This is a genomic window from Methanobacterium bryantii, assembly GCF_002287175.1.
GTDB lineage: Archaea > Methanobacteriota > Methanobacteria > Methanobacteriales > Methanobacteriaceae > Methanobacterium_D > Methanobacterium_D bryantii.
The window spans coordinates 157514-175112 of the sequence record NZ_LMVM01000033.1; the positions used below are offsets into that span (position 1 = coordinate 157514).

Here is a 17599-nt window from a genome sequence, read left to right on the forward strand (position 1 = left end):
CACTGCATTAAATTTAGTTACCGAGGTCAGCGACTTCTTCTGCAAATGCACCCAGCACTTTTTTAGATAATCCCTCAACATACTTGAGTGATCCAGCACATTCGTGGCCGCCGCCGTCTATTCCAGCTTCAGGAATTCCCTCTGCAAGTTTTGTTACAATGGTGTTTAAATTAAATCCAAATTTTTCATTTACAGCATCTGTTGCCCTTATGACTCCAAAATCAGGGCCAAATGAAAGGGTTATAATTGGAGTTTCTTCTCCATACTTTTTAACCATTGTATCATGGACATAACCAGTGGTTTTACCCGGAGCAGGATATGTGAATTTATGGGCATATTTCTCAACATCTAAAACATTGAATATTACCCCATTAGGGAGTTTTTGAGTTTTAAGATTTGGAAGTGCAGCCCTCAGCTGATTTTTAACTCTCTTTTGAGATTCATTGTAAAGTGCCCCTATGAGCTTTACATGTTTATCATAATTTCCAAGGCCTAAAATTGTATCTATAATACCTCTACCGTTCATGAACCTCAGATAAAATGCCTCAAAATCGACACATGTTGCAATTTTATCAAGATCTTCCCTTGTATAACCTTTTTCACCAGCAAGTTCTATATACTTTTCAGCTTCCTCTGAGCTTGCATGGTCTCCAACTGCAGCAATACCTGGTAAATGCATTAAACTTTCCTTAACTTCAGGATTTATCATTTTTGCCACTTCATATGCAAGTGCCCCCGCTGTTATCTCAGAGTTACCACCAACAAGGTAAGGATTCACGTGTACGTCCACATAATCATCCACAGCTACCCTTTCATTTTCCACTTCACCAGGATAATGGTGGTCAACAACCACAATTTCAATATCGTAGATTTTAGCTTTTATAAGTGCCACAATATCTTCTTCAGTTGATCCATTATCAAGGAGAACTATTAAAGGTAATTTTTGGCCGTGTCTTTCCATATCTTCAAGGGAAAATGAAAGGTCCTTTACTACATCTTCTATCTCATAAAAAGGAGCTTTACTTGGGGCTCTCTTGAAGAAATGCCATTCTGCATCACTGCCAGGGTTTATTTCCCTTATTAAAGGAATTACTGCCTTTTCAATTGCAACCCCTGCACATATCCCATCTGCATCTGCATGGTGTCTTACAAGGATAGATCTACCATCGAAAATAGCTCTTCTTATTGCTTTTGCAGCATTAGCCATTCTTCCCCTGAGCTTATTCAGGACTTCACTTTCAATCAGGATTTCTGTTGTTTCAGGCATGGCTTTCTCATCAATTGCTTCATCAATAAGCCTCCTTGCTTCAAGTGACTCGTTACCGTGTAGTTTCTCAATGGATTCCGATTCTATCTGTATCTTACCGCTGTGAATGGAGACTTCACCAAGTACTTCAACAATATCCCCAATGTTTATGTGAGGATATACTCTAATTCCAGGCTCATCAAATGCAGCTACCCATGTAGTGGAGGTTTCATCTGAAATTGTAAAAATGGTCGGTCCAGAAGTCTGTTGAATCTGAATTACCTCTCCAACTATCCTTACCGATCTTTTAACTGATTTTTTAGTGATTTCACCAATAGGAGTTCTTGCAATATTTTTCCTGAGTTTAACAAGCTCATATTTTCCCTTAAGATTTGATAATGTAAGGTCAACCTCTCCTTTAGCCTTTTTAATGTCAATTACTTTAACAATAACCTCGTCACCAACATCATGGCCTAACATTCGTCCTCTAACTAGACCATAACCCTTTTTTGAGAGGCTTACAAATATTCCCCAATCTTCGACTCGTGTAACTTTTCCTTTATAATGAGAACCAAGTTCAAGATCATTTATATCACATGAAGGGTGTAAATCATATACCTTCTCTCTAACTTCACAGCCTTTGCAGTAATCACCAGATTCTATCTTTTTACCGCACTTTTTACAGACATTAATTTCGCCTTTACCCCCGCATTCTTCGCATGTTTCTGTTACTTCAACTTCCCCTTTACCTTTACATACATCGCATGGGACTTCATGTTCTTCTCCTAAATCAAAACGTTCCATAGCCCCTTTTGAAATACCTTTAACATGCTTTTTAACATCTACTTCACTTTTTACGCCGCTTCCATGGCAGCTTTCACAAACTTTGTAACTTAAGACTTTATGTCCTTTACCTTTACATTTTAAACAAGTTTTAATCATAAAATACCTCAACTCTGAATTTAGGTCTAAAAATATAGCTTATATAAAAACCATCAAAATTTAAAATATTGACCTACCAAAATGGTTTTGTGACTTGATAAAATACGAAAAATACAAAAATCCATGTTTTTGCATTTTTACTCCGTATTTTTATACAAAAAATAAAAACTGTTAAATTCAATTTTAAATTTTGAATTATTCACTAGTATTATTAAATTTAAATCGTTATTTACTAATTCGTCTTTCCCATTTAAATACATTCATGTTTCATTTTTAATGAAGTTATATCCTACGTTTAATTACCAGTGTTTTTTTTTGTTAGCTTACTAAAATAGAGTAATTCCTGTAAAATAATAAATCAATACTAATTATAAGTAAGATTATTTAAATTTAGATGGATTTTGGCTTACTAAATTTTTATTTGCTGTTTGATACTGGATTGATCTGTCCATGTAGCTGTTTGCAAGGGTTACGTGAGAATTTCCATTTGTACTATCCTTCTGTTTAAAGTAAGTAACAGCCTGTTGAAGCTCTGAAGTTGCATTAATCCTGGCATCTATTTGTACCATAAGGTTCTGCATATATTGTGTAAATACACTATCTTTAGAGTTTTGAGCGTAACTTAAAGCATTTTGAGCCGAAGTTTTCGCTGAATTAAATTCAGATAATGCGCTATCAGCATTTGAACTTGCAGTATCAAGTGAATACTTGTTCGCATTTGTCACTGCAGTATTATAGTAACTGTCCCCATTTTTAATATGATTACTTATGGTGGAAGAAATTCCATTTATACCGCTTACATCTGACTGAATACATCCAGATATAGCAACTATGGCCATCATAAATGTTACAAGTACCAATGGGATAATTTTATTTTTCATATAATTCACTTTTTTAAGTTAATAGACATTTATTTTCAAAGTATAAAATTTTACTGTTTTAATGAAATTTTTAGTTGTGAAATTGAAACTAGCAACTCTTTGAGTTCACTTCAAATCATTCAGATTTAATGGAGTTCAATATAGAAATTTTCTATTTTATATTCAAAAAATTATGTTACTTAGTAACTTTCTACCTTTATTTTAAGTTGACTAATTTCACTTATTTAAAATTAGATTACTCACCTTACAAATATTCCTAAATCTAATAACAGCATATCAACTAGCCCTACTTTTAAAACAGTGCCTCTATTGTATGGTTATCCGGCACTTAAAATGTAAAAACATATAGTTTAGGCAATGCAATTGAAGTTTTAAACTAAAAAAAATTAAATTATAAAAAAAGATTAAAGGTGTGTATTTACCGCCAATATCAGTTGAAAAATAATCCTAAACTGATTTCCATAATCCATGGATACTGCAGTATTCCCTGGCATTGATTACATTTATATATTCTAAATCAATTTCAAATTCAGTTTCTGGTTTATCACCTGGTTTAAGCATTTTTCTATAAACCCTGCCATCTGCAGCTATTTCTATCCATTCTATAAAATGATTTTCTTCCATAGGGTGTGGAATTGAACCTATTTTAACTTTAATTCCATTATCTGTTTTTTCAACTACTGGAACATGTTTTTCAGACCCAGAATCAGTTGTTTTTTCTTCAAGTAACTGCATTTCCTGGCCGCAACATACAAGTTTTCCTAAACCTGTATGAAGGACATTAACAATGTTTCCACATATGTTGCATCTATAAACCTGATTTTGTTCGGTCATTTATGGTCCCTCTTTTAATACTGCTCACACTTAATTTCAAAGTATTTTGCTGGATGGTCACATGATGGGCATTTTTCTGGAGGTTCTGTTCCAACATATACATGTCCACATTTTCTACAGCTCCATTCTACTTCCTTATCTTTCTTGTAAAGGGTACCTGCTTCTATTTGTTCTAAAAATTTTCGATATCTTTCTTCGTGATGTACTTCTGCATAACCAATTGCAAATAACCTGTCGCTTATGTCTATAAACCCTTCTTTTTCTGCTGTATTTGCAAATTCAGGATACATTTCAGAATTTTCATAATGTTCTCCTGCAATTGCTGATTTAAGGTTTTCTACTGTTGTCCCGTAGATAGCAGGTGCGGCAGCGGATTCAACTACAATTTCTTCAAGAGGTTCCCCACCTTCTGCTTTTAAACCCTGGATCATTTTCATTAACCATTTAGCATGCTCTCTTTCATTATCTGCAGTAATGAGGAAAATTTCAGCTAGTTGTTCATACCCCTCTTTTTTTGCAACTTTAGAATATAATGTGTATCTATTTCTTGCTTGACTTTCACCAATAAAGGCTTTTGCTAAATTTTCCATTGTTTTTTGCATAAGATATCACCTTGTTTTATTTATAGGTTCTTTTCTATAAATTTTTATCGGATTAGAAAAATAGTAATTTACATCAAATCTAATAATTTAAAACATTTTAACGTATCTAACTAAAATTTAAGCAATTATAATACATATTATTAACTATTAAACTACTTAATCCATTTACTGGATTATACATTATCTCAATTCCATTTTATTCATATAATTCCATTTAAATAATTATTTACCATTATTTTTAGCGGTTATTGATCTTATTATCAATTTAAAAGCGTTGAATACTAAAAATACAGGCACAAATATTAAAAGAATATAATATATGTTTGAGATCCATGCAGTTAAAAAATCAAATGTCATCATCATATTTATCATACTTATTTTATAATTAGTAATAAATCAGTTTAATGGTTTCCTAAATTTTATATTAATAAAAATTTAAAAATTAGTAATAATTATAATATTTCTGGTGGTAATATTATGAAAAAAAGTAAATATCTTGAAAATATGGGAGAACTAAAATCATTCTGGATTATAAATACTCCTGATACTAATTTTAATCCATTAGAAAAAGAATTATCAGTTGATGTAGCGATTTTAGGCGCAGGTATTGTTGGAATTACATCTGCTTTACTTTTAAAAGAAGCAGGATTATCAGTAGCATTAATTGAAGCCAAACAGGTTATCAAAGACGTAACTGCAAATACAACAGCAAAAGTCACTGCTGCCCACAATATCATTTATTCTAATCTTGAATCTCACTTTAGTAAAGAAGGAGCACGTATTTACGCAGAAGCTAATCAAAAATCCATAGATAAAATTGAGTCTATTATAAAAGAAAGAAATATAGACTGTGATTTCAGGCGCTTACCATGTTATATTTACAGTGAAAATCCAGATGAAAGAGACATGCTTAAAAAAGAAGCTGAAGCTGCTGCAGATGCAGGGCTTCAAGCCACATATACAGAAACCTCGCCACTACCTTTTGAAATTGCAGGAGCAGTACAATATGAAAATCAAGCAGAGTTCCACCCAAGAAAATACCTTCTGAATTTAATTGAAAGTATTCCAGGTGATGGCAGTTATATATTTGAAAATACAAGGGCACTTAATGTGAAAGAGGGAAATATAAATGAGGTTATCACAGATAAAGGCTCGATTAAGGCCAAAAATGTAATAGTTGCAACTCATTTTCCAATTTATGACCCAAGCCATTTATTTGCTAAAATGTACCCAAACATGTCATATGCTCTTGGTTTATACCTAAACAAGCCCTTTCCTAAGGGGGTGTATGTAAGCACACAGCCCACTGTGACGTACCGTTCATCCCCATCAAATAAAGGAGATATCGTGATAGTTAGTGGAGCAAATCATAAAGTAGGGCATGAACCCGACACAATTGCATTTTACAAAAAATTAGAAAAACACGCCCGTGATCACTTTGATGTTAAATCAATTGATTACCACTGGTCTACACAGGACAACATCACCATAGATAATATCCCCTATATTGGTAAAATAGAACCTAACTCAAAAGGAGTTTATGTAGCGACTGGATTTATGAAGTGGGGAATGACAAACGGAACAGTTGCAGCCATGATTATATCAGATTTAATTCTAGGAAATGAAAACAAATGGAGTTCCTTCTTTGACCCATCTAGATCAATGCCTAAACTTGAATCTACAAAAGAATTCATTGGTACCAACCTGGATGTTGCTAAAGAATTATTATCCGGACGTTTTTCAAGACCTAAATCAATGAAACCGTCTGAACTTGAAAATGGTGAAGGGAGAATAATAAAAGTAAATGGTAAAAAAGTAGCAGCATATAAAGACGGAAATGGAAATATATGTGCCGTATCTTCTGCCTGCGTGCATTTAGGCTGTCAGGTAGTCTGGAACAATGCTGAAAAAACTTGGGATTGCCCATGTCACGGCTCACGTTACACTTATGATGGAAAAGTTATCCACGCCCCTGCACTGGGAGATCTTCCAGAATACAAAGATTTAGAAAAATAAATTTTACTATCCCTATTTACTTATTTTTAATACCTAATCTCAATAATTCAATATTTACATATATTAAAGCTTTATTTTAACTAATCCCTTTTTTAAGGTAATATCAAAAGATATTTATCCATAAATATAATAAAATGTTCTCTTACACTGGATACTATAAAGGAGAATTTTATGGAAAATAACAACAATATTAAATTAACAGCTTTAATTATTGCAACACTCGCGTCCTTTGTTTCACCATTTATTGCAGCAGCAATTAATATCGCGCTTCCTGCAATTGGATCAGAGTTTCAAACAAACGCTATTTTATTAAGCTGGATACCCACATCATTTTTACTTGCATCAGCCATGTTTGCAGTTCCATTTGGGAGATTAGCAGACATATTCGGGATGAAACGTATTTTTACCTATGGAATTATCACTTTTACCATTTCATCATTTTTATGTGCAGCTGCACCTTCATCAATGTTTCTCCTTGCATTTCTGGTCCTTCAGGGAATTGGATCTGCAATGATATTCGTTACAAGCATAGCAATTGTAACCCATGTATTTCCACCAAAGGAGAGAGGTAAAGCCCTTGGAATAACAATAACATCGGTATACATGAGTTTAGCACTGGGCCCTGTCTTAGGAGGAATAATGACACAGGTTTTAGGCTGGAGAAGCCTTTTCCTTTTAATGATACCCGTGGGCTTAATAGTTCTTATACTCACTTTCTGGAAATTAAAGGAAGAATGGGCATTATGTAAGGGAGAAAAATTCGATTTACCAGGTTCTATGATTTACAGTATATCCCTCTTCCTGATTATATATGGATTTTCATTACTTCCAGAAATTACAGGTGCAATAAGCACAATTTTAGGGATAATTGGAATAATAGGCTTTATTATATTGGAATTAAAAACTCAAAGCCCAGTATTTGAGATTAAACTGTTTAAAAATGCAACTTTCGCATTTTCCAATTTAGCTGCGCTGATCAGTTACAGCGCCACATTTGCAGTGGTTTTCCTCCTGAGCCTGTATTTACAATACATAAAAGGTTTAAGCCCAGGAAATGCCGGGCTGATTTTAATAGCCCAACCTGTTGTCATGGCTGTTCTGGCCCCTATTGCAGGCAGGCTTTCAGATAGATACAACCCTCGCTTAATCGCATCTCTCGGTATGGCGTTTACAACAGTAGGCCTTCTGTTATTCGTCTTTTTAAATGCAAACACAAGCTACGAGTTTATAATAGCAGGTTTAGTTATACTCGGCGCAGGGTTTGGACTCTTTTCATCTCCAAATACCAATGCAATTATGGGGTCTGTTGAAAAGAGATTTTACGGGGTGGCATCTGAATCGGTTGGGACAATGAGGTTAATCGGGCAGACACTTAGTATGGGAACAGTCCTGATTATTTTCGCCCTGTACATAGGAAATGTTCAGATCATGCCTTCTGAGTATCCTGCACTTCTGTTGAGTGTTCAGATCGCCTTTATCGTGTTCACGGTGCTTTGTTTTGTTGGTATATTTGCTTCACTGGCTAAAAGCGGTGCAGTCAAGCAGTAGTTCAAATACACCAATAAAACCTAAATTTTATTTTATAATCTTTAAATAACTTTAATTCATTTCATTTTTTAAATAAAATATTTAATAAAAGAATATTTCTTGATGTGTCCATTTAAATTATTTTTAAATATGATCTGGAAAATTAAAAGGTGCAAATTAGTAAATAATTAATTATTAAAGCTAATTCATATAGATTTATTATAATCAGTATTTTCTATTTCTCTGTAATTTGTGTACTTATTTATCAAAACAGGATAAAATATAAGTAGTACAATCAACATTACAGAACAATTGATTAGACGTAAAAGAGTGACTTCACAATGAAGAGTATAAAAGAAATTGCTGAAATTTTGAGCAGGGATTTGTCTCAAAGAGAATTAGGAGATCCTTATTTTAATGATTCTGATTACAGGTCATGCCCACTTAATAAAGAATATTTTCATGAAATTAACTCCGCTGAAACTGATAGGAAGATTGCATTTGTGGATGGTGGAAACCAGGAACTTTTACCATCACCAGTTTATTCAGTACAGTTAAACCGTGTTTATTTCAGCATATTTAAAAATAATAAACGGGTTCCAATTAGATCAGGGATTCCCCAAAGGATAGAATTTCTTTCTTACACATATTCTCAGTTAGAAGGTCACGATATCAATTTTGAAACAAAAATAAGGCCAGTAAAAGATAAATTTAACCCATATTTACCTGATGAAAGAGATCTTCAAGCAAATGCCCGTAAAGAAAACGTGGAAGCAGGAACACAAGTAGGAATGGATAGAATGGCATCCATGGCCCGAAGATTTGCTGAATGGAAAATTACAGGACACGTTATAGAATCAGAACTAGAACCTGGAGATATTATGGTAAGAGATGGATCTCTTCAAACTGGCCATCAACGCGAATATAAATATGAAGAAGATGTTTTTAGAAAAGCAATGGACAATGATGTAATTATCACAGGGTTATCTAAAACATGCAGGTTAGCTACTGATACAAGAGTTTCACTTATTGATTCTATTCAAAGACTAGCGGATGATTCAGAGATTAAATATGATAAATGGTGTTATTATCCAGTTGCATGGAGTAAAGATACTAACCGTGAGCATAAAGCTGTAATTATGGTTGTAAAATTAAATAAACATGCCCACACCGCATTTAGGTTTGAAATATTCAAAGAACAAGCTGAAACTATGAGTGATAAGGAAATATGTGAACTAGTTTCATGCATTGCAGATAATTCTAAAGATATTAAAGTACCAGGATATCCATATGGGCTTATTGATGCAGATTTATGGGCCAGAGTTAAGAATGAAGAAATGGAAGGTTATAAAGCAAAATTATATTCTGAACTTTCAAGAATGGGGACCTGGAAACAGGTTAATCCACTAATCAAAATTGTAAATACACATGAAAAATTAGATGGGCAATGAGGTAGGTTTAAATGACTAATGAAAGAGGCCAAATTATAGGCGGCGGACTAAAAGATATTATCATAAGAGAAAAAAATGGCGAAAATTTAGAACTTGGTGAACTTTTAATTGTAGAAAATGCCTCCCAATCAAATGAAAGGAATTATACTATCCTTCAAGTTAAAGATATTGAATATAAAAGCCAGGCCCATCAATCCACCCATGAACTGCTTTCAGGTATGAAATTAGAAGGTTATGACCCTGATCTTGAGTTTATGGAACCTGAGTTGACCAATTACAATTTAGGACGAGCTAAGTCGTTACTCTATGTTCAAGAAAAGATAACGGGCAGTGAAAGAGAATATATCACCAAAAGTCCAAAAAGACTGCCTAATTTTTTCAGCCCCATTAAATCCATTGAAGAATCCGATTTAAAATTTTTAGAACCAAAAAATCTCGAAAATTCAATTTATTTAGGTGATATTAGAAGTGGATCAACTGTAGAAGAAGGAATTAAAGTTTATATTGACCTGATTAAATCATTAACACATCACATTTTAATCCCTGCTACAACAGGTAGGGGAAAAAGTAATTTAGTTAAAGTAATGCTCTGGAGTATTTTAGATACGGAAGGAGCAGGTATACTTGTTTTAGATCCTCATGATGAATATTATGGAGACAGTATTAAAATTGGCCTGCGTTACCACCCTAAAAAAGATGAAAAACTTGAGTACTATTCTCCAGATAAAGACAATGATGATGCAGTCACATTAGCTATAAATGTGAAAAAAATACGGCCATATCATTTCAGCGGTATTGGAGGATTTTCTTCAGCCCAAACTGAAGCCATAAGAACAATTTATAATAAATATAGATCAAATTGGATAACTAAAATTGCTAAAGGAATAGATAGGGATGTCCTGAAAGAAATGGGAGTTCATGAAGGGACTGCTGAAGTTTTAAAGAGAAAAATGGAAACAAAATTAGGAGTATCTGCGGTTGCTGTTGAAGAAGGTGATCCCACAAAGGGAAAAAAATGCATATTTAACAGTAATCTCTTTGTCGGCGGGGACTACGGATTGTCGACAGTAGAAGACATTGTTAGGGCATTGGAAGAGGAAAAAATTGTTATTATTGATAGTTCCAAATTAAGCGACTTTGAAGAACTGTTTATAGGTAGTATCATAACCAGCAATATATTCAGTAAATATAAAAGATACAATTCCAAAGAACTGAAAAATAAACCAGTTATCAGTATTGTAATCGAAGAAGCACCGCGAGTTTTGGGCCAGGACGCAATAGAAAGTCACGGTGGAAATATCTACGGTACAATTGCAAGAGAAGGCAGAAAGTTCAAAATAGGTTTAATTGCAATTACTCAATTATCAAGTGTTATCCCTAGAGCGATTTTAGCCAACATGAATACTAAAATTATTTTAGGAAATGAAATGTCACCAGAGAGATCTGCAATAATTAACAGCGCATCACAGGATTTATCAGATGATGAAAGAATTATTGCCAGCCTGGATAAAGGTGAAGCTATCGTTAGCAGCGTTTTTACCAGATTTGCCATTCCTATTTATACCCCTGAATTTAAAAAATATGTTAAAGAATATTTAGATGAAATACCACAAGACAAAACAAAAGACCTTAAAACTATGGTCATAGGTTGATAAAGATGTACAAATTTGCTCACATTGCAGACTGCCATTTAGGAGCCCAAAAATATTCAGAATTAAAAGAATTAGAAATTAAAGCTTTTAACACATGTTTAGATACATGCATGAAAGAAAAAGTTGATTTTATTATCATCGCCGGAGATTTATTTCACTCAAATCTCCCCGACATGAGCATTGTTAAACAGGCTGTTGGAAAACTAAAAGAAGTATCAGACAAAGGAATTCCAGTTTATATTAACTACGGCAGCCATGATTTCAGCCCAAATGAAACTTCAATCATCGACGTAATTACAGAAAGCGGGTTATTAAAAAAACTATTCAACGGTTACATTGTTGAAAATGAAGCTGGAGAAGAAAAACTGAAATTGAAGTTCCTCACTGATAAAAAGACAGGGGCTAAACTAACAGGAATATCCGGGCGGAAAATGGGATTGGATGATTCTTATTACAATATGCTTGATAAAAAAAGTTTAGAAGAGGAAGACGGCTTTAAGATTTTCGTCTTCCACACATCCATTAAAAATTTACTCCCTGATTTTTTATCCAAAATGGATGGAATTGACATAAAAAAACTCCCCAAAAAATTTGATTACTACGCTGGAGGGCATATACACCAAAGGATATGCGAAACCCAGTTAGAAGGTTACAATATCATTACTTATCCCGGTCCTCCTTTTGCAGGATCTCCTAAAGATCTTGAAATAAGCGCTAAAGGCGAAAAAAGAGGTTTTTTCATTGTTGAATTTGATGAAAAAATTAAAAGCGTTAATTTCTGCAAAGATTATTTTCACGAAGTGGATCTAGCTAAATATGACTTTTTATCATTTAAAGCAGATGATAAAAACTCAAACCAGCTCTACGATGAGATTATAGAAAAAATAAAGCAGGAATACGTTAATGAAAAAATAGTTATCTTAAAGGTAAAAGGAGAATTATCGGGAGGTAAAACATCGGACATCAATTTCCAGGAAATAAAGAGAATTCTTAATGAAGCAGGAGCTTTACATGTAAGTATTAACCATCATGGGCTTGTTTCAAAGGAATTTACAAAAATCCGCGTTAAGGGAGAAACCACTGAGGAAATAGAGGAAAATTTACTTCTAGAAAACATTCGTAACATCGAAGTGGGGCAGGACGAACTTAATAAGAAAGAAGGGGCTAAACTCGCTGTTAATTTACTAAAAGCACTGCGAAAAAGTCCTAAACCTAACGAAAAGAAGACTGATTATAAAAATAGAATTTTAAGTGAATCATTAGAAATATTAGATTTGGAGAGTCAATAAATGATTTTTAAGTCACTATTACTAAACAACATAAGGAGCTATAAAAATAGTGAACCTATAAATTTTCCTATCGGAACATCTCTTTTTGAGGGGGATATAGGTTCTGGAAAGTCTACACTCTTGATGGCTATCGAGTTTGCTCTTTTTGGTCTTGGAAATCAGAAAGGTGATTCTCTGCTTCGAAAAGGGTCAAAAAAAGGATCGGTAACCTTAGAATTTGGTGTTGGTGATGACAATTATTTAGTTCAACGATCTCTAATACGGAAAGAAAATGACGGGCCCGTTAGGCAGGAAAAAGGAATTTTAGGCATGAATGGGGGAAAAATTGAGTTATCACCTTCTGAAATCAAAGAAAAAATTTTAAAAATCCTCAATTTTAAGGAACCCCTCAATCCACGAGCTCAAAGTGTTATATTCAGATACGCGGTTTATACACCCCAAGAAGAGATGAAATATATACTCTCCCAAAAACCCGATGAAAGGCTCCAAACTCTAAGAAAAGCTTTTGGTATAGAGGACTACAAAATTGCCGCTGAAAATGCAAATATACTGTCCAGGTCAATTAAAGATAAACTCATTGAACTGAAAACTGAAACAAAAGATCTTGATGATAAAAAACAGGAACTGTTTGTTTTAAAAGGCAACTTAGACGCAAATAAAACTAAAAATACGAAATCTCAGGCACGCGGGGAAGAACTGGATATTTTACAGAAAAAACAGAAGGAAACACTTGAAAAACTTCAAGAATCAGAATTGGAACTTAAAAAGATACAGACTGAAATTCCACATTTAGAAAAGCAAATTAGTGAAAAAGAAAAGCTGACTATTACGTACCAAAATGAAGTTAAAACTTGTGAAGAAGAAAATAAGCTGAAATTTATCCCTCAAATTGAAGCCCTAGAAAAGATTGAACAGCCCACCTCTGAAACTGAGGAAAATTTAAGCAGTAAACTAGTTGCTATTAGAAAAATTATCAAAGAACACGACAGTTTAAAATCTAATTTAGCTCTTCTAAATGACAGCAAACAGTCAACTGAAAATGAACTGGGAGAAAATAAAAATAAAACTTCTGAAGGACTTTTAAGAGAAAAAGATGCTTTAATTCTCACAATAAAGGAAAAATACGATGCATTCAAGTTAGATAAGGAACAGCTGCAAAAAATTACTGAAAAAATATACAAGTTAGATGTGGAAAAATCAGAAATTATTAAAAAACTGGACAATGTAGATGGCCTTGGAGATTTATGCCCAATATGCGGCAGTACACTAAATGAAGAACATAAAAAGAATTTAAAAGCTGAAAGCGACGAAAAAATCAGGAAAATAAATTCAGAATCCAAAATATTAAGCCAGGTAGAGTTAAAAGGAAAAAAACAGTTAGAATCAGAAGAAATAGAAATAAAAACCCTGGAAAATAATTTAAATGACTTAAAATTAGTAATAGATAAAGTATCGCGTTTAGATGATTTAAAGAATAAGATTAATTCCATTTATACGAAATTAAACAGTTTTGATACAGATTTAAAATCAATAATAGATGGTTCTGTTGAATTTAATGAAACTGATAAATATATAACTCATTTTGAAACCCTGCTTGATAAACTCAAAGAGTACAACCAGAGCCAGAAGGATTTAGAGAACGTCAAATATCAATTTAAAAAGAATTTTGATAAAATAAAAGAAAATGAGGGAAATATTGTTGTTTTAACTGCAGAAATTAATTCATTAAAACAGGATTTAGTCACTTTCCAGACAAAGTTAGATGAATTAAAAAATATACCTAATGAGATTGCCGAGGTAAAATTCAACTACCAGAAAACAGAGGAAGAGTTTCAGGCAGTGAAAGAAAAAATTGTTGAGACAAAAACTATTGTAGAAAAATTGGAAGAGGATATATCAAAAGTTAAAGATGAAATCAACAAAAAGGAAAGTCTCAAGAAACAGTTGGATAAGTTCAATGATTATCATATCTGGCTCAACGACTATTTGATTCCTACACTCAGCTTGATAGAAAAACATGTGATGCAGAAAAGGTACGAAGAGTTTAACTGTGATTTCCAGAAATGGTTCAGCATCCTTATTGAAGACATTTCAAAAACAGCTAAAATTGACGAAGAATTCACGCCGATTGTAGAACAGGACGGGTTTGAACAGGATATTAATTATTTAAGCGGCGGCGAAAAGACCAGTGTGGCATTAGCCTACCGTTTAGCTTTAAATAATATCGTTCAGAAAGTTTCTACAGGAATGAAATCCAATTTATTGATATTAGACGAACCAACCGATGGGTTCAGCAGGGAACAGCTGTACAAGGTCAGGGAAATTTTAAATGAACTGGACTGCCCACAGGTTATCATTGTGTCTCATGAAAGAGAACTTGGAAGCTTTGCAGACAATGTGTTTAAAGTGGAAAAAATCGATGGAAATTCCTGCGTTACTTTAAGCGGATAATTTTCATTTTAAATTTTATTTTATTCAAATTAATTTATTTTAAGAGATAATATCAAGAGCTTACCCCATAATTTTTGTATTATTATTTCTATAATATATACTATGAATTAACTCTAAACGGCCCTAATAAACATACGGCCAGATAATTCACATTATTAATCATTATGAAATATATTTATATTATATGATGTTCCGTAAATAATCTGTTAAAATTAAGGGGTTTAAGGAAAACTATGTTTTTTCTGAACTCCAAAATATTGAAACTATCAAAAATCGAAGATTTTCAACGTTTAGGGAACATAGCTCCTTAATTATGAAAATTAAAACAAGTAAAAACTATCAAAAACGTAATTTTTGATGCATAAAATTATAAATTTCGATAGATTTTCACATGTTTGCGAAGTTCTCAAGAATCTATAGGATTTTTGGAACACAAATATAAAATATTTGTAAATTATGCTTCGCAAATGTGATAAATTCGTAGAATTTTGAGGGAAATTTTTGGAGGTTATCAAACACGATGTGTTTGGAACCCCATAAAAATAAAAATTTTTTGGAGGTTGAAGGAAATTCAGAATGAATTTCCTGAACCCCAAAATTTTTGTTAACAAAAATTTTGGAGGTTGAAGAAACGCGTAGCGTTTCTGAACCACAAATATGAAATATTTGGAGGTTCTCAAAAATTCATTCTGAATTTTTGGAACCCCAAAAATCAAAGATTTTTGGAGGCTTTAAAACGAATATAAATTTAAAGAATTTAGGCATGCCTTTGGCCATAATTGCATTTATAGTGGTTATGCTAATTCCTTTAAATGGTCTGAGTTATCAGGGTCATGCTGCAATTGCACTGCTTGTATTCGCCATAATAATGTGGGCGACTGAGTCTGTACATTTAGCAGTTACTTCTTTAATTATACTTTTCATACAGCCCCTAATTGGAGTAGAAAGTTTTGATAATGCAGTAATTGGTTTTGCAAATCCAATCATATTCTTGATGATTGGGGGGTTCATCATAGCAGAAGCAATCCGTAAAAGCGGACTTGCACAGCGGTTAACCTATGCAATGCTCAATAAGTTAGGTACAAGTCCTGGAAGAAGCCTTTTTGTGGCAGTTTTCTCAACTGGAATTCTTTCAGCGTGGATTGAAAATGTGGTAGCATTCGCCATGCTGTTACCTATCATTAAGGAAATTATACCTTTAATGGGTATTAACGATGCTGAAAAAGGAAAAAGTAATTTTGCAAAAGCTATGGTTCTCGGAGCCTCCTACGGTTCTCTGGCCGGTGGATTAGGTACAGAGATAGGAACCGCTCCCAACCTGATGGCAGCAGCATATACTCATCTACCATTTTTAAACTGGATGATATTCGGATTTCCACTGGCAATAGCACTAATGCTTATCATATGGAAATTCCTTGGTTTCATGTTCCCATTTGAAGTTAAAGGAATAATAGGCGGAAAAGAAACTATTGCTACAAAAATGGAATCATTAGGTTCCATAACAAAAACAGAGAAAATAACTCTTGGAATACTGCTATTTACCATACTGCTATGGGTTACAGCAAGTTTCACAGGCATAAACAGTTACTCTGTTGCACTTATCGGTGCAGTTCTCTACTTCATATTTGGTGTTGTTGACTGGAAAGACGCCCAAACCAACGTTGATTGGGGATTAATTATCTTCTTTGGAGGTGCACTCTCACTAGGAGCAGCATTACTCAACACTGGAGCCGCTTCATGGTTAATAAAAGATATCGTAGCCATGTTAGGAAGCAACCCATCAACAATGCTGATAATGCTGGTACTTATGATTATAGGCGTAATTATCACCCAGGTAATGTCAAATATAGCATTATCCGCTATTTTGATACCATTATCAGTGACATTAGCACAAGCACAGGGACAACCAATAGGAGTTTATGCAATACCAGTTGCAATTGCATGTTCACTATCGTTCATGTTACCAATGGCAGACCCAACAGTAGCAATGGCTTACGGTACAAAATATGTAAACATCAAAGAGATACTCAAAGCAGGAGTACCGTTAATTGTAATAGGAGTTATACTTACCCTAGCTATGCTCTTGACAATAGCCATACCATTCCATATTATAGGATAAAATTGTTAGTAGAATTTTTATATTCTACATTTTATTATTTTTTTAAACATAAAACCAGTTTTAATTACGTAATTTTTTTTCATTCTACAATAACTCTGCCTCTTATTGATGAATTTAATCCATCATAGTAATTATATTTCCCTTCTTTATCAAAGGTATATGTGAATGTATCTCCTTTGTTTAAAGTTGGACTCTCAAAGTTTCCAGTATCATTTACTATTTTACAGGGAGTATTATCCTGATTAGTCCATCTAACCATTGTTCCTAACGTAACATGCATTGGTTGGTTTAAATGTAGAATTTCCAATAATAATTGTATTAGTTTGCTTTTCTGCGTACAGACAGATACTGAAATTACTCCGATAACCATAAAAATTATTCCAATTCTTATAAGAGCTGAGTTCATGATTTAATTAGTATTCCCGGTTAGATAATAATTTAACTAAATATTATATTATAAATGGAGTTCAGTATACAGTATCTAAAATATACATAAAAGAATCTAGCTTCTATTTTTAATTTTCAATACCAACACATCAGGATTACATTATAAATCACCATACAATTTACCCTTTTAAACCATTGAAAA

12 protein-coding genes are annotated in these 17599 nt (G+C 33.3%); 7 read left to right on the plus strand and 5 right to left on the minus strand.

The genetic code is table 11. The features are described 5' to 3' along the window. Nucleotides 1-13: 13 nt before the first annotated feature. The 4 genes from ASJ80_RS11385 to rbr all read right to left on the minus strand — a co-directional run bounded on the left by ASJ80_RS11385 (nucleotide 14) and on the right by rbr (nucleotide 4505). A complete protein-coding gene (locus ASJ80_RS11385; RefSeq protein WP_069583684.1) occupies nucleotides 14-2188 on the minus strand; it encodes a DHH family phosphoesterase in 2175 nt (724 codons plus the stop codon). Between the two features lie 380 nt (nucleotides 2189-2568). Next, the gene (locus ASJ80_RS11390) at nucleotides 2569-3069 is read right to left on the minus strand and encodes a hypothetical protein (protein ID WP_069583685.1); all 501 of its coding nucleotides are present in this window, start codon (nucleotides 3067-3069) and stop codon (nucleotides 2569-2571) included. A gap of 447 nt (nucleotides 3070-3516) precedes the next feature. After that, the gene (locus ASJ80_RS11395; protein ID WP_069583686.1) at nucleotides 3517-3903 is read right to left on the minus strand and encodes a desulfoferrodoxin; all 387 of its coding nucleotides are present in this window, start codon (nucleotides 3901-3903) and stop codon (nucleotides 3517-3519) included. 14 nt (nucleotides 3904-3917) lie between these two features. Then, nucleotides 3918-4505 (minus strand): rubrerythrin, encoded by a 588-nt coding sequence (gene rbr / locus ASJ80_RS11400; RefSeq protein ID WP_069583687.1) that lies wholly within the window; start codon nucleotides 4503-4505, stop codon nucleotides 3918-3920. A 477-nt stretch (nucleotides 4506-4982) separates the two neighbouring features. Between rbr and ASJ80_RS11405 the strand changes: the two genes are divergently transcribed. The 7 genes from ASJ80_RS11405 (at nucleotide 4983) to ASJ80_RS11435 (ending at nucleotide 17010) form a co-directional block, all read left to right on the plus strand. Beyond that, a complete protein-coding gene (locus ASJ80_RS11405) occupies nucleotides 4983-6521 on the plus strand; it encodes an FAD-dependent oxidoreductase (protein WP_069583688.1) in 1539 nt (512 codons plus the stop codon). A gap of 171 nt (nucleotides 6522-6692) precedes the next feature. Next, nucleotides 6693-8069, plus strand: coding sequence for an MFS transporter (locus ASJ80_RS11410; RefSeq protein ID WP_069583689.1), 1377 nt, complete (start codon nucleotides 6693-6695; stop codon nucleotides 8067-8069). 320 nt (nucleotides 8070-8389) lie between these two features. Then, a complete protein-coding gene (locus tag ASJ80_RS11415; RefSeq protein WP_069583690.1) occupies nucleotides 8390-9499 on the plus strand; it encodes a DNA double-strand break repair nuclease NurA in 1110 nt (369 codons plus the stop codon). Nucleotides 9500-9510: 11 nt separating this feature from the next. Continuing rightward, complete coding sequence (locus ASJ80_RS11420) at nucleotides 9511-11151, plus strand: ATP-binding protein (protein ID WP_069583691.1); 1641 nt, start codon at nucleotides 9511-9513, stop codon at nucleotides 11149-11151. 5 nt (nucleotides 11152-11156) lie between these two features. After that, nucleotides 11157-12440 carry a DNA repair exonuclease gene (locus ASJ80_RS11425; RefSeq protein WP_069583692.1) on the plus strand — a complete coding sequence of 428 codons (1284 nt, stop codon included), beginning with the start codon at nucleotides 11157-11159 and terminating at the stop codon, nucleotides 12438-12440. Beyond that, nucleotides 12441-14891 (plus strand): AAA family ATPase, encoded by a 2451-nt coding sequence (locus ASJ80_RS11430; RefSeq protein WP_069583693.1) that lies wholly within the window; start codon nucleotides 12441-12443, stop codon nucleotides 14889-14891. A gap of 763 nt (nucleotides 14892-15654) precedes the next feature. Next, nucleotides 15655-17010 (plus strand): DASS family sodium-coupled anion symporter, encoded by a 1356-nt coding sequence (locus ASJ80_RS11435; protein ID WP_069583773.1) that lies wholly within the window; start codon nucleotides 15655-15657, stop codon nucleotides 17008-17010. Nucleotides 17011-17089: 79 nt separating this feature from the next. Here ASJ80_RS11435 and ASJ80_RS11440 read toward each other — a convergent pair whose 3' ends face one another. Further along, complete coding sequence (locus ASJ80_RS11440) at nucleotides 17090-17416, minus strand: cupredoxin domain-containing protein (protein WP_069583694.1); 327 nt, start codon at nucleotides 17414-17416, stop codon at nucleotides 17090-17092. Between the last annotated feature and the right edge of the window lie 183 nt (nucleotides 17417-17599).

Excerpts from the sequence above, each read along its gene's own strand:
- rbr (WP_069583687.1), bottom strand. The coding sequence starts at position 4,505 with ATGCAAAAAACAATGGAAAATTTAGCAAAAGCCTTTATTGGTGAAAGT.
- ASJ80_RS11415 (WP_069583690.1), top strand. The coding sequence starts at position 8,390 with ATGAAGAGTATAAAAGAAATTGCTGAAATTTTGAGCAGGGATTTGTCT.
- ASJ80_RS11430 (WP_069583693.1), top strand. The coding sequence starts at position 12,441 with ATGATTTTTAAGTCACTATTACTAAACAACATAAGGAGCTATAAAAAT.
- ASJ80_RS11390 (WP_069583685.1), bottom strand. The coding sequence starts at position 3,069 with ATGAAAAATAAAATTATCCCATTGGTACTTGTAACATTTATGATGGCC.
- ASJ80_RS11385 (WP_069583684.1), bottom strand. The coding sequence starts at position 2,188 with ATGATTAAAACTTGTTTAAAATGTAAAGGTAAAGGACATAAAGTCTTA.
- ASJ80_RS11405 (WP_069583688.1), top strand. The coding sequence starts at position 4,983 with ATGAAAAAAAGTAAATATCTTGAAAATATGGGAGAACTAAAATCATTC.
- ASJ80_RS11425 (WP_069583692.1), top strand. The coding sequence starts at position 11,157 with ATGTACAAATTTGCTCACATTGCAGACTGCCATTTAGGAGCCCAAAAA.
- ASJ80_RS11440 (WP_069583694.1), bottom strand. The coding sequence starts at position 17,416 with ATGAACTCAGCTCTTATAAGAATTGGAATAATTTTTATGGTTATCGGA.
- ASJ80_RS11435 (WP_069583773.1), top strand. The coding sequence starts at position 15,655 with ATGCCTTTGGCCATAATTGCATTTATAGTGGTTATGCTAATTCCTTTA.
- ASJ80_RS11395 (WP_069583686.1), bottom strand. The coding sequence starts at position 3,903 with ATGACCGAACAAAATCAGGTTTATAGATGCAACATATGTGGAAACATT.
- ASJ80_RS11420 (WP_069583691.1), top strand. The coding sequence starts at position 9,511 with ATGACTAATGAAAGAGGCCAAATTATAGGCGGCGGACTAAAAGATATT.
- ASJ80_RS11410 (WP_069583689.1), top strand. The coding sequence starts at position 6,693 with ATGGAAAATAACAACAATATTAAATTAACAGCTTTAATTATTGCAACA.